This is a genomic window from Cupriavidus sp. 05T313 (assembly GCF_056396665.1).
The window spans coordinates 19,436-32,274 of record NZ_JBFTLX010000136.1 but is presented as its reverse complement, the minus strand read 5'-3'; the positions used below and the strand labels follow the sequence as shown (position 1 = coordinate 32,274).

At 64.2% G+C, this 12,839-nt stretch carries 11 protein-coding genes and 1 pseudogene; 11 read left to right on the top strand and 1 reads right to left on the bottom strand.

The annotated features are described in order from the left end of the window. The first annotated feature begins 40 nt into the window (after positions 1-40). The 6 genes from AC1DKD_RS25595 to AC1DKD_RS25570 all read left to right on the top strand — a co-directional run bounded on the left by AC1DKD_RS25595 (position 41) and on the right by AC1DKD_RS25570 (position 5,693). Positions 41-664, top strand: a complete 624-nt coding sequence (locus AC1DKD_RS25595; protein WP_477102670.1) for an NUDIX domain-containing protein — start codon at positions 41-43, stop codon at positions 662-664. Between the two features lie 1,039 nt (positions 665-1,703). Beyond that, on the top strand, positions 1,704-2,150 hold the full coding sequence (locus tag AC1DKD_RS25590) for a DUF1178 family protein (RefSeq protein ID WP_441630131.1): 447 nt from the start codon (positions 1,704-1,706) through the stop codon (positions 2,148-2,150). A 95-nt stretch (positions 2,151-2,245) separates the two neighbouring features. Next, positions 2,246-3,448: an acyl-CoA dehydrogenase family protein gene (locus AC1DKD_RS25585; RefSeq protein WP_477143854.1), complete on the top strand. Its 1,203-nt coding sequence runs from the start codon at positions 2,246-2,248 to the stop codon at positions 3,446-3,448. 13 nt (positions 3,449-3,461) lie between these two features. Further along, positions 3,462-4,580 (top strand): acyl-CoA dehydrogenase family protein, encoded by a 1,119-nt coding sequence (locus AC1DKD_RS25580; RefSeq protein WP_477143853.1) that lies wholly within the window; start codon positions 3,462-3,464, stop codon positions 4,578-4,580. 107 nt (positions 4,581-4,687) lie between these two features. Then, positions 4,688-5,137 (top strand): MaoC family dehydratase, encoded by a 450-nt coding sequence (locus AC1DKD_RS25575; RefSeq protein ID WP_441630128.1) that lies wholly within the window; start codon positions 4,688-4,690, stop codon positions 5,135-5,137. A 76-nt stretch (positions 5,138-5,213) separates the two neighbouring features. Next, positions 5,214-5,693, top strand: coding sequence for a MaoC family dehydratase (locus AC1DKD_RS25570; protein WP_035868658.1), 480 nt, complete (start codon positions 5,214-5,216; stop codon positions 5,691-5,693). A 77-nt stretch (positions 5,694-5,770) separates the two neighbouring features. On the opposite strand, the gene AC1DKD_RS25565 is transcribed toward AC1DKD_RS25570, so the two are convergent. After that, on the bottom strand, positions 5,771-7,072 hold the full coding sequence (locus AC1DKD_RS25565; protein ID WP_477143852.1) for an MFS transporter: 1,302 nt from the start codon (positions 7,070-7,072) through the stop codon (positions 5,771-5,773). 205 nt (positions 7,073-7,277) lie between these two features. Between AC1DKD_RS25565 and AC1DKD_RS25560 the strand changes: the two genes are divergently transcribed. The 5 genes and pseudogenes from AC1DKD_RS25560 (at position 7,278) to urtD (ending at position 12,813) form a co-directional block, all read left to right on the top strand. Continuing rightward, positions 7,278-7,637: a hypothetical protein gene (locus AC1DKD_RS25560; RefSeq protein ID WP_441630123.1), complete on the top strand. Its 360-nt coding sequence runs from the start codon at positions 7,278-7,280 to the stop codon at positions 7,635-7,637. A gap of 166 nt (positions 7,638-7,803) precedes the next feature. Next, positions 7,804-9,069, top strand: a complete 1,266-nt coding sequence (urtA, locus tag AC1DKD_RS25555; protein WP_477143851.1) for an urea ABC transporter substrate-binding protein — start codon at positions 7,804-7,806, stop codon at positions 9,067-9,069. Positions 9,070-9,290: 221 nt separating this feature from the next. Beyond that, a pseudogene (urtB, locus tag AC1DKD_RS25550) lies at positions 9,291-10,763 on the top strand (urea ABC transporter permease subunit UrtB); the annotation flags it as partial. Then, complete coding sequence (gene urtC / locus AC1DKD_RS25545; protein ID WP_477111100.1) at positions 10,763-11,968, top strand: urea ABC transporter permease subunit UrtC; 1,206 nt, start codon at positions 10,763-10,765, stop codon at positions 11,966-11,968. The pseudogene urtB and the gene urtC, both read left to right, overlap by 1 nt. Continuing rightward, the gene (gene urtD / locus AC1DKD_RS25540; protein ID WP_441630117.1) at positions 11,965-12,813 is read left to right on the top strand and encodes an urea ABC transporter ATP-binding protein UrtD; all 849 of its coding nucleotides are present in this window, start codon (positions 11,965-11,967) and stop codon (positions 12,811-12,813) included. Before urtC ends, urtD begins: the two co-directional genes overlap by 4 nt. The last annotated feature ends 26 nt before the right edge of the window (positions 12,814-12,839 follow it).

Genomic DNA, 12,839 nt, shown 5'->3' with positions numbered 1-12,839 from the left:
GAAGGCGCCCGGGCCGGCCGCGTCCGGACCCGGAGCTTTCATGAGCGACAAGATTGACATGCTGGACGCCGGTGCTATCGCCGCTGGCGACGATCAGGGCCTGAAAGAAACCTGCGTGGCGTCCGCCACGCTGCACACAGGCAAATTCCTCACGCTCAAGCAGGACATCGTCAAGCTGCCCGACGGCAAGCATGCCGGGCGCGAATACGTACTGCATCCTGGCGCGGTGATGATGATTCCGCTATTCGACGATGGGACTGTGCTGTTGGAGCGGCAGTATCGCTATCCCGTTGGTGAAGTGATGCTTGAGTTTCCTGCTGGCAAGCTGGACCCCCAGGAGGGCGCGCAGCGCTGTGGCGAGCGCGAGTTGCGTGAGGAAACTGGCTATAGCGCGCGGCGTTGGGATTACCTCACTCGGATCCATCCCGTCATTTCCTACTCGACCGAGTTTATCGATATCTTCCTGGCTCGGGACCTGACCGCTGGGCCCGCCCAGCTCGATGAAGGCGAATTCCTCGAGACGTTTATCGTGCCGGCGGGGCAGGTGATCGATTGGGTGCGTTCGGGGCGGATTACCGACGTCAAGACGATCATTGGGGCTTTCTGGTTGGAGAAGGTGGTGTCGGGGATATGGGAGGCGGGGGAGCAGGTGTTGCCGGGGTAAAGGGGGATTGGGCGGGGGCTGGCTGAGGGTGGAGTCATCGGTTTTTGTTCCTTTGGTTTTTTCTTGAGCGGCGATGGCTCTTGCACCCAAGTGCGTACGACATCCCCCTGCGGGGGACGCCGGTCACTCTTCTTTGCCTCGGCAAAGAAGACTAACGAGAAGAAAGCCGACCCTGCCGGGAGCAGAGCAATAAGGCTTTCGAATATCGGTGGTTTCGTCGTACGGCCCGGAGTGCCGGCGGGCTTCTGCCGCTACCAGTTTGAGCGGCCACGAACCTGCCAATTTCCGGGAAGCGTGGTGCGGCCCCGGTAGCAAACATCACTTGCTTCAAGCCGTCTGTCGCTCGCGGAGCGGGCGGCCACGAAGTTGCAGGCGCGCCGGTTCCGTCGTGGGCGCGGTGGCACCGAGTGATATGCCTGAGGCCATCACCACCGCGCCCGCCCCACCACGAAACCATTGGCATGTGATGTGTCGTGGTAGGCCGCGCCGGTAACGGCAGATGTGAGAATGGTCACCGCACACGAGGTCAGGGGCACCACCACGAAACCCATGGGTCATGCTATTGCGATGCCGTACGGGCCGGTAACGGCAGATATCAGCAGAACCATTGGCCATACGAYGAAACCAGCGCCCTTCGCACCCGCGATTGCTCTGCCCCCGGCAGGGTCGGTTTTCTTCTCGTTAGTCTTCTTTGCCGAAGCAAAGAAGAGTGACCGGCGTCCCCCGTAGGGGGATGTCGTACGCTGTTGGGTCCAAGGGCCATCACCGCTCAAAGAAACAGCGACCAGCCCCGCAAGATGATGTCGTACGGCTTTCGGGTGCAATAGCCATCGCCGCCCAAAGAAACAGCGCCCCAACGCATCCCACCCCCCATAAGCGTAAAATCCCTCTTTAGCCGTGTGATTGCAGCCATACCTCCTCACCCCCCCGCCCAAGGCTTTCCCACCAAGGGCCCCGTTATGGCCGCAAAAAAATTAGCACGACCGTTCACAAAATTCCGTTTCGCGGATACTATAGCTTTCGACGGGCTGGAAACATCATGAAGGTGCTCGACCTGCGCTGCGCGCAAGACCATCGTTTCGAGGGCTGGTTTGCTTCGGAGGACGATGCGCAATCGCAGATTTCGCAAAATCTCGTCCAATGTCCGGTCTGCGAGGACCATGCCATCACCCGGCTGCCCAGCGCGCCGCGCCTGAATCTTTCGGGAGCGGTCGCCGCGCCGGCTGGCAGGCCAGCCGAGGCGAAAGCCCCGGCGCCGGCAACGCTGCAGTCGCTTTACCTGAAGGCGGTAAAGCAGGTGCTGGCRCAGACCGAGGACGTGGGCGAACGCTTTGCCGAAGAGGCCAGGCGCATGCAYTACGACGAAGCRCCGGAACGCGGSATYCGCGGAACGGCTTCGCCGGACGAAGTGCAGGCGCTTGCCGACGAAGGCATCGATACTTTCCAGCTCGTGGTGCCGGATGCGCTCAAGCAGACGGCTCACTGAATAGCGTCCTGTGCCCGAGGCAGTGCTCTTGCCGGCGCATGACGCGCTAGCTAGAACAATTTGCCGGTCTCACACCGGCATCACTGGAGACGGGCATGGATCTCAACTATTCGGCGTCCGACGATGCTTTCCGCGCCGAAGTGCGCGGCTGGCTGGAGGCCAACCTGCCGGCGGAAATCAGCAGCAAGATTCTGAACCACCGCCGCCCCAATCGCGACGATCTGGTGCGCTGGCACAAGCTGCTGGCCGGCCGCGGCTGGTCCGCGCCGCACTGGCCGGTCCAGTACGGCGGTACGGGCTGGAACGCCACGCAACGCCATATCTGGGACGAGGAAAATGCCCGCGTCGGCGCACCCGGCGTGCTGCCCTTCGGCGTGGCCATGGTCGCGCCCGTGATCATGAAGTACGGCAGCGAGGAGCAGAAGTCGTACTACCTCCCGCGCATCCTGGATTGCACCGACTGGTGGTGCCAGGGTTACTCGGAGCCGGGTTCGGGTTCCGACCTCGCATCGCTGAAGACCCGCGCCGAACTGACCTCGGACGGCAAGCACTACATCGTCAACGGCCAGAAGACCTGGACCACGCTCGGCCAGCACGCCGACATGATCTTCTGCCTGGTCCGCACCGATCCCGAAGCCAAGAAGCAAGAGGGCATTTCCTTCCTGCTGATCGACATGAAGACGCCGGGCATCACCGTGCGCCCGATCATCATGCTCGACGAAGAGCATGAGGTGAACGAAGTGTTCTTCGACAACGTCCAGGTGCCGGTGGAAAACCGCGTGGGCGAGGAGAACCGCGGCTGGACCTATGCCAAGTACCTGCTCGGCCATGAGCGCACCGGTATCGCCCGCRTGGGCAACTCCAAGCGCGAACTGGGTTTCCTCAAGCGCGTTGCCAAGCAACAGCAGAAGAACGGCCGCCCGTTGCTGGAAGATCCGCTGTTCGGCGCCAAGGTTGCCGCGCTGGAAATCGAACTGATGGCGCTGGAACTGACCGTGCTGCGCGTGGTGTCGAGCGAGAGCGCCGGCAAGGGCCCCGGCCCCGAGGCCTCGATGCTCAAGATCAAGGGCACGGAAATCCAGCAGATGCTGACCGAACTGATGGTGGAGGCCGTCGGCCCCTATRCCCAGCCGTTCGACACCGCCTACCTGGAATGCGAACACGAGCACGCGGTGACCGGCTATGACGATGCCGCGCCGCTCGCCGCTTACTACTTCAACTATCGCAAGACCTCCATCTACGGCGGGTCCAACGAAATTCAGAAGAACATCATCAGCCAGATGATCCTGGGGCTGTGAGGAGACACGCGATATGAACTTCAATCTCAGCGACGAACAGAAGCAACTGGCTGACGCCGTCCACCGCTTCATCGACAAAGACTACGATTTCGAAACCCGCAAGAAGGGCATCAAGGCCGAAGCCGGCCATAGCGATGCCGCCTGGGGCGCTCTGGTCGAGCTCGGCCTGACCGCGCTGCCGGTGCCTGAAGCGCAGGGCGGCTTCTCGGGCACGCCCGTCGACATGATGGTGGTGATGCAGGAACTGGGCCGCGGCCTGGTGGTCGAGCCGTACTTCGCCACCGTGGTTGCCGCATACGCGCTCAAGCTGGCCGGCGGCCAGGACGCGCTGCTGGAGCAGGTCGCCGCCGGTGAGCTGAAGCTGGCGGTTGCCTTCAATGAGCCGCATGCACGCTATGCGCTCAACGACGTGCGCGTGACGGCCAAGGGCGGCAAGCTCAACGGCCGCAAGGTCGTGACCATTCACGGCGCGCAAGCCGGCAAGCTGGTTGTCTCGGCTCGCACCAGCGGCGCCGATGCCGATACCAATGGCATTTCGCTGTTCCTGGTGGACCCGAAGGCAGCTGGCGTCAGCAYCACCGACTACCGCACCATCGACAACCTGCGCGCYGCCGATATCACCTTCAAGGACGCGCCGGGCGAACTGCTGGGCACCGAAGGCGCCGCGTTTGCGCTGATCGAGCAGGCGGCCGACTACGCCGCCGTGCTGCTGTGCTCGGAAGCGGTGGGCGTGATGGATGCGCTCAATGCGGCGACGCTGGAATACGCCAAGACCCGCCAGCAGTTCGGCGTGCCGATCGCGCGTTTCCAGGCGCTGCAGCATCGGATGGTGGAGATGTTCATCCACGCCGAGCAATCGCGCTCGATCACGCTGCTGGCCGCCGCCAAGTTCGACGAGGCCAGCCCGGAAGAACGCCGGCGCWTCGCCTCCGCAGCCAAGGCACGCGTGGGCCAGGCGGCTCGCTCGGTCGGCCAGGAAGCGGTGCAGATCCACGGCGGCATGGGCGTCACCGACGAACTGCCGGCGGCGCATATGTTCAAGCGCCTGACGCTGATCAACACGACCTTCGGGGATGTCGATCATCACCTGGGCCGCTTTGCGACACAGCCCGGTTTCCTGGAAACGGTCTGATCCAGGTTGAGTAAAAGAACCGCGCCGGTTGTTCCAGGCGCGGTTTTTTGTTATGCATTGTCCTCGCTACATGGACATCGCCATAGCTTTCGTTGACGGAGCCATTCATGCCCACCCTCTATTTCGAAGACTTTAGCGTCGGCAGCAAGCGCGATCTGGGGTCCCACCTGGTGACCGAGGAAGAGATCCTCACCTTTGCCCGCCAGTATGATCCGCAGCCCTTCCATATCGACAAGGATGCCGCGCAGAAGAGCATCTACAAGGGCCTGATCTCCAGCGGCTGGATGACCTGCTCGATCATGATGCGCCTGCTGGTGGACAACATGACCAGCAAGGCGGCCAGCATGGGCTCGCCCGGTGTGGACGAAATCCGCTGGCTCAAGCCGGTTTACGCGGGTGACACGCTGAGCGTATCGCTGGTCGTGCTGGATGCGCGCGCCTCGTCGTCCAAGCCCGATCGCGGCGTGGTGCACACCCAGTGGGAAGCCACCAATCAGCGCGGCGAACTGGTCTGCACCGTCAAGGGCATGGGTATGTACGGCCGCCGCCCAGCCTGAAAGCGCTTGCACCGGGGCAGCACGCACCTCGATTGAATCCCGGCCATCCCGGCCATCACAACAACTAGGAGACACCATGCGTACCATCGCTTCGCTCGAAGAACTGGAAAGCCTGCAGGGCCAGGAAGTGGCCGTCAGCGACTGGATTGAAATCACCCAGCAGCAGGTCAACCTGTTCGCCGAAGCCACTGGCGATCATCAATGGATCCATGTCGACGTGGAGCGCGCCCGGCGCGAGTCTCCGTTTGGCGGCCCGGTAGCGCACGGCTTCCTGACCCTGTCGCTGCTGCCGGCCTTCATGCACAACGCGATCGACATGCCGGGCGTCAAGATGGGCGTCAACTATGGCCTGAACCGTGTGCGCTTTACCGCGCCGGTACCGGTGGGCAGCCGCCTGCGCGCCCGCGTGAAGCTGCTGTCGGTGGAGCGACTGGAGCCGCTGCCGAACGCGCCCGCGCTGGTCGGCGCCCAGTCGAACTGGGAAGTCACCGTGGAGCGCGAAGGCAGCGAGCGGCCGGTGTGCGTCGCTGAGTCGATCAGCCGGCGTTATTCGTAATCACTGAAGGCCACCGCCGCAACGGGTGCGCGGCGGCCGCTGCCTGGTGGGGTTTGCCCGCTGAGCGGGGGCCGGGCTCAGGCGGGCGAGCGCGCCGCCGTCATGTCATGCGTGGCCGCCGCCAGGGCCTTGGCCGAGCGCTCGGGATTCAGCCAGCACAGGCCGATCACGCCGGCCACCATCAGCAGCATGGCGTTGATCGTGAATCCCACTTCGAAGCCACCGATCATGCCGTGGCGCTGCACCAGTTGCCCCACCACGGCCGGGGCCAGGATGCCCGCCAGCGTGATCAGCGCCGTGTGGATGGACAGCACGCTCCCGCGCTGGGCCTCCGGTACGATCTGCGCCAGCATCGCCGGCGTCAGCGCGAAGCCCACGGGGGGCAGGCATGCCGCCACGGCAATCAGCAAGGTCTTCGGGACGGGGGGCAGCGTTACCGACGCGATCACCAGGTACACGCAGCCGCCCACCAGCGCGGCGATCGAGATGATCACGCCGCGCGCCAGCCGCGACGACGCGCCGCCGCGCAACATGCGTTGCGACAGCCAGCTAAGGATCAGCGTGACGGGCATGGCCGAGGCCACGATGGCCGCATACCAGCGCCCGGTGGTGACCGGGTCGAAGCCGAGGCCTTTCTCCAGGTAGGCCGGCAGCCAGGTCAGCCCCAGCGCCAGCGCCCAGTACGCGCAGAAGCCGATGGCCAGGCAGGAAAGCACGGTCGGGTCGCGGAAGATGCGGCGATAGGGCAGCCGCACGGGCATGGCCGCGGCGCCGGGGCGCCGGTCGCTCGCCTGCGCCAGCGGCCCCTCGCGTCCCACGCAGAGCCACATCGCACTCCATGCCGCGCCGATGGCGGCGAGGATCATGAAGTTGGCGCGCCATCCCCAATGCATCGTCACCAGCGGGATCAGCAAGCCCGCCAGCAGCAGGCCCGCCGTCGCGCCCTGGTTGACCACCGCCACCGGCAGATTGCGCTTGTGGTCGGGAAACCATTTGAATAACGCATGCACGGAGATCGGGAAGGCCGGGCCCTCGGCCGCGCCAAGCAGCATGCGGCACAAGAGAATGGTCATGGCCGAGGTGGCCAGCGCCAGCGGTATTTGCAGCAGGGCCCACGACAGGCCCATCGCCAGCAGCAGCCAGCGCGTGGCCACGCGATTGGACAGAAATCCCACCAGCACGGTGGACAGCGAAAACAGCCAGAAGAAGCTGCTGGCGATCAGGCCGAACTCCGCCGGCGGCAGCTTCAGGTCCGCCATCAGCGGCACGGCCACCATGCCCAGCACGATCTTGTCGAGGAAGTTGATCAGCGACAGCCAGGTCAGCATCGAGGCCATGGCCCAGGCGCTGCGTGGCTGGTATGACGGAAGTGTGGTCATCGGTTTGCCTGGAGGCGTTGCTGGTTGGGATGGGATGTTCAAAAAGCCGGCTTGATGGTTCCGTTCAATCCAGGTGCTGCGCGATCAGTGCCATAGCGGACGTGCCCGAGCGGGCCGAAGCGCTCGGGGATTTCCGGCTGTGGCAAGCATGCGCTGGACCGGTCCAGGCTTTGGCGCGAAGGAGAAGCGGTGCAGGCGGGAGGGAATGTCGCAGCCGCGGCCCGGACAGGTGTTGTCGCGCCAGGTGCCGCCCACCGTGCCGGCATTCCCGAAGACGACGAAGGTATCGATGCAGGCTTGCCTGAGCCGGATGCCCATGCACATGTCGGCCACACTCGCGCCGATGATGACGATCTGGTTCCCTGGCGCCGCTGACGCGTTCAATGGGTTGTCTCCGTCGTGCTGTTTTCTGCTTGTCTGCGCAATATGCGGCAAGGGCACGGCGCGCAAGCGAACGGCCACCATAGAGCCGATTCGGGATTCGGGCAAGTCACGCCGCAGCATGCGCGCCGGCGGATGCCCCAATCTGATTCAGCCGCTGACGCCGCACTGGCTTGGTGCGTGACGTATCCGCACTATCGTGGTGCGGCATGGCGCGTGGCCGCCGCCGGAGGCTCGCCAGGCGGTGTGTGCAACCATGTATACAAGCTTGTATGCCATGGCATGCTAGTTGCAGAAGGTGTACCCGGGGTGCGTTGTTCCTTATCCAACACGACAATCTGGGAGCTGCAATGAAAAGACGTGACATGCTGAAACTGTCGGCGGTAGCCGCCGCGGCATTCTTCGCAACGGCAGGTGTTAGCCCGCTGGCATTGGCGCAGTCCAAGGAGCCGATCAAGGTCGGTATCCTGCATTCGCTGTCCGGCACCATGGCCATTTCCGAGACGTCGCTCAAGGACGTGGCGTTGATGACGATCGACGAGATCAACAAGAGCGGTGGTGTGCTTGGCCGCAAGCTTGAGCCGGTCGTGGTCGATCCCGCTTCCAACTGGCCGCTGTTCGCCGAGAAGGCGCGCCAGCTGATCACCAAGGACAAGGTTGCCGTCACCTTCGGCTGCTGGACCTCGGTTTCGCGCAAGTCGGTGCTGCCCGTTTATGAAGAGCTGAACTCACTGCTGTTCTACCCGGTGCAGTATGAAGGCGAGGAGATGTCCAAGAACGTCTTCTATACCGGCGCCGCACCCAACCAGCAGGCCATTCCCGCCGTGGAATACCTGATGAGCAAGGAGGGCGGCGGCGCCAAGCGCTTCTTCCTGCTGGGCACCGACTACGTCTACCCGCGCACCACCAACAAGATCCTGCGGGCCTTCCTGAAGAGCAAGGGCGTGGCGGACAAGGATATCGAAGAGGTCTACACGCCGTTTGGCCACAGCGATTACCAGACCATCGTCGCCAATATCAAGAAGTTCTCGCAAGGCGGCAAGACSGCGGTSATCTCSACSRTCAAYGGCGACTCCAACGTGCCKTTCTACAAGGAACTGGGCAACGCCGGCCTSAAGGCCAAGGACGTGCCGGTGGTGGCGTTCTCTGTCGGCGAGGAAGAGCTGCGCGGCATCGACACCAAGCCGCTGRTGGGCCACCTGGCCGCATGGAACTACTTCATGTCGGTCAAGAACCCGGAAAACGAAGCCTTCAAGAAGCAATGGGCGGCATGGGTCAAGGCCAACAACCTGCCGGGCGGCGACAAGCGCGTGACGAACGACCCGATGGAAGCCACCTACGTGGGCATCCATATGTGGGCGCAAGCCGTGAAGAAGGCCGGCACCACCGATACCGACAAGGTGCGCGCCGCGATGTATGGCCAGACCTTCAAGGCGCCGGACGGCTTCACGTTGACCATGGGCGAGAACCATCACCTGTACAAGCCGGTGATGATCGGCGAGGTCAAGGGCGACGGCCAGTTCACGGTGGTGTGGAAGACGCCGAAGGCAGTGCGCGCGCAGCCGTGGAGCCCGTTCATCGCGGGTAACGAAGGCAAGCCGGACAAGGTGATGTAAGACCGCGGGCGGGCCTGCGTCGAGAAGACCGCGCCCGCAAGCTGTCCGGTGTTTGTTCTCCGCCTTCGGGAGAGGGGAGCAAACCGACTTTGTTTCACTGCCGCGGGCCGCTTCAGGGCCGCGGCGCAAAGCAAAACCCGTCACGCCGACCAAGGTGGTCGCGCGCTTCCTGCGCGCGATCGCAAACCTTATGCACCGACCCTTATCGTTCTCTTTCGCTTCACACCAAGGCGCCGGTGGCGGAGGCGGGCCCCATTCTCAAGGCGCTGCAAGACGATACGCTGCAATACGCGCCCGGCGTCGGCATGGTGCGCCAGGACGGCGACAAGCTGGTGGACGCCATCAGCGGCAAACCGGTCACGGTCAAGCCCGATGCGCTCGAAGCGCTGACCCTTAACAACAGCCTGCGCGCGCTGGTGGACAGTGCCGCCAGCAGCACGCTGCTGCAATCGCCCGATGCGGCGGTGCGCACGCAGGCCGTCAACACGCTGCTGGACCAGCCCGGCAGCGCCTCGCGCCCGGTGGTGGAAGCCGCGCGCAAGGCCGAGGCCGATGCCGGCCTGCGTGCCAAGCTCGATGTGATCTGGGCCAATATCGTGCTGGCCGAGGGCAATCGCGACGAACGGCTGGAAGCCATTCATATTCTCGGGCGCGACAGCAATCCGCAAAGCCGGCAGAAGCTGCAGCCACTGCTGGAGCGTGACGAAGCCGGCAAATACCGCGAGCCCGACGCCGAACTGCGAGGCGCCGCCCAGCAGGCGCTCGATGCCCTGCGCGGCGACCAGCGCCGCGCCGAACTCATCGGCAACCTCTTCGCCGGCCTGAGCCTGGGCAGCGTGCTGCTGCTGGCCGCGCTGGGCCTGGCCATTACCTATGGCCTGATCGGCGTCATCAATATGGCGCACGGAGAATTCCTGATGATCGGCGCGTACGCCACCTATATGGTGCAAGGCGTATTCCGGGCGCATTTCGCCGGTGCCTTCGACTGGTACCTGCTTTTTGCGCTGCCAGCATCGTTCCTGGCATCGGCCGTGGTTGGCTTCGTGCTGGAGCGGCTGGTGCTGCGCCATCTCTACGGCCGTCCGCTGGAAACGCTGCTGGCGACGTTTGGCGTGAGCCTGCTGCTGATGCAGGCGGTGCGCACGCTGTTCGGCGCGCAGAACGTGGAAGTGGCCAATCCCTCCTGGATGAGCGGTGGCGTTGAATGGCTGCCGGGGATGGTGTTGCCCTACAACCGCATGATCATCATCGTGTTCGCGCTGGCGGTGGTGGCGGTGGCATGGGCCGTGCTCAACCGCACCCGCCTGGGCCTGTTCGTGCGCGCCACCACGCAGAACCGCACCATGGCGGCCTGCGTGGGCGTGCGCACCTGGAAAGTGGATAGCTACGCTTTCGCGTTCGGTGCGGGCATTGCCGGGCTCGGTGGCTGCGCCTTGTCGCAGATCGGTAATGTGGGGCCCGACCTCGGGCAGGCCTACATCATCGACTCCTTCATGGTAGTGGTGCTGGGCGGCGTGGGGCAACTGGCGGGCACCATCATCGGTGCCTTCGGGCTGGGCCTTATCAACAAGTTCATCGAGCCGTTCTACGGTGCGGTGCTGGCCAAGATCTTTGTCCTGGTGCTGATCGTGCTCTTCATCCAGAAGCGCCCGCAAGGACTGTTCGCGCTCAAAGGGCGCAGCGCGGAGGCATGATGCAGACTTCAACATCGAAACAATCCGCGACCGGATTCCGGCTGGCGGTGCCGGAACGCCAGCCGCTGTTCTCGGGCCGCGGCTGGGCGGCGCTGCTGGCGATCGCGCTGGTGGCGGGCATCGGCGTGCCGGTGTGCGCGCTGCTGTTGCCCGAAGGCCATCCGATGCATCTGTCGGCCTATGCGCTGACGCTGATCGGCAAGATCATGTGCTTTGCGCTGGCCGCGATCGCGCTGGACCTGGTGTGGGGCTACTGCGGCATCCTCAGCCTGGGCCACGGGCTGTTCTTCGCGCTCGGCGGCTATGCCATGGGCATGTACCTGATGCGCGCCATCGGCCGTGAAGGTGTCTACAAAAGCGACCTGCCGGACTTCATGGTCTTCCTCGACTGGAAGGAGTTGCCGTGGTTCTGGCATGGCACCGAACATCTTGGCTACGCCATGCTGCTGGTGGTGCTGGTGCCCGGCGTGCTGGCGTGGCTGTTCGGCTTCTTCGCCTTCCGCTCGCGCATCAAGGGTGTGTACCTGTCCATCATCACGCAGGCCATGACCTATGCCGCGATGCTGCTGTTCTTCCGCAACGAGACCGGCTTCGGCGGCAACAACGGCTTCACCGATTTCAAGCGCATCGCCGGTTTTGCCGTGGCCGCGCCCGAAACCCGTACCGCGCTGTTCGTGCTGACGTTCCTTGCCTTGCTGGCCGGCTTTATCGCCTGCCGCTACATCGTCACCTCCAAGCTTGGCCGCGTGGTGACGGCGGTGCGCGATGCGGAGATGCGCGTGATGTTCTCCGGCTACAACCCGCTTGGCTACAAGCTCTTCGTGTGGACGTTCTCGGCGGTGCTATGCGGCATTGCCGGCGCGCTTTACGTGCCGCAGGTGGGCATCATCAACCCGGGCGAGATGTCGCCGGCCAACTCCATCGAGATGGCGGTGTGGGTCGCCGTGGGCGGACGCGGCACGCTGATCGGCCCGATCATCGGCGCCTTCCTTGTCAACGGCGCCAAGACGATGTTCACGGCTTATTTCGCCGAGTACTGGCTGTTCCTGCTGGGCGCGATGTTCGTGCTGGTCACGCTGTACCTGCCGGACGGCGTGATCGGCCTGATCAAGCGCGTGCGCGGCATGCGTGCCAGGCACCCGGTTGCACAAGGCACATCGGCCGGCGCGCCGGCCAAAGTTACCCGCAGCGGAGGTGAAGCATGAACGCCGCACTCGGAGCGCAGCAGGCGGAAAGCGGGGGCACCACCGGCCTCGGCCGCGTGCTGGAGCCCGGCGTCATCGATGTCTCGCACGGTCCCATCCTTTACCTGGAAGACGTGACTGTGCAGTTCGATGGCTTCCGCGCGCTCAACCAGCTCACGCTGTCGATCGACCACGGCGAACTGCGCTGCGTGATCGGTCCCAATGGCGCGGGCAAGACCACGATGATGGACGTGATCACCGGCAAGACCGGGCCACGCAATGCCAATGTGAGCGGGCGCGTGTTCCTCGGGCAGAGCATCGACCTGATGCGCATGACCGAGCCCAAGATCGCGCAGACCGGCATCGGCCGCAAGTTCCAGAAGCCCACCGTGTTCGAGCAGCACGAGGTGTGGGAGAACCTGGAACTGGCGATGAAGGGCGACAAGCGCTGGTTCTCTTCCTTGCGGGCGCGCCTGGGGGCGCAAGGGCATCGCCGCATCGAGGAAACGCTGGCGTTGACGGGGCTGGAAGATGAAGCGTATCGCCCGGCCGGCATGCTGTCGCATGGGCAGAAGCAGCGGCTCGAGATCGGCATGCTGCTGATGCAGCAACCGCAGTTGCTGCTGCTCGACGAGCCGGTGGCCGGCATGACCGACGAGGAAACCATGCAACTGGCCCAGCTGCTGAACAGCCTGCGCGGCACCTGCTCAATGATGGTGGTGGAGCACGACATGGAATTTGTCGCGGCGCTGGCCGGCGATAGCGGCAAGGTCACGGTGCTGGCCGAAGGCAGCGTGCTGGCCGAAGGCACGCTCGACGCCGTCAAGCGCGAGGAGCGCGTGATCGAATCCTATCTGGGCCGGTAAGCGCGCACGCGTAGATAAAGGAAACC

Coding starts and splice junctions, on each gene's coding strand:
- AC1DKD_RS25595 (WP_477102670.1), top strand. CDS start 41: ATGAGCGACAAGATTGACATGCTGGACGCCGGTGCTATCGCCGCTGGC.
- AC1DKD_RS25575 (WP_441630128.1), top strand. CDS start 4,688: ATGCCCACCCTCTATTTCGAAGACTTTAGCGTCGGCAGCAAGCGCGAT.
- AC1DKD_RS25570 (WP_035868658.1), top strand. CDS start 5,214: ATGCGTACCATCGCTTCGCTCGAAGAACTGGAAAGCCTGCAGGGCCAG.
- AC1DKD_RS25565 (WP_477143852.1), bottom strand. CDS start 7,072: ATGACCACACTTCCGTCATACCAGCCACGCAGCGCCTGGGCCATGGCC.
- AC1DKD_RS25560 (WP_441630123.1), top strand. CDS start 7,278: ATGTCGCAGCCGCGGCCCGGACAGGTGTTGTCGCGCCAGGTGCCGCCC.
- urtC (WP_477111100.1), top strand. CDS start 10,763: ATGCAGACTTCAACATCGAAACAATCCGCGACCGGATTCCGGCTGGCG.
- urtD (WP_441630117.1), top strand. CDS start 11,965: ATGAACGCCGCACTCGGAGCGCAGCAGGCGGAAAGCGGGGGCACCACC.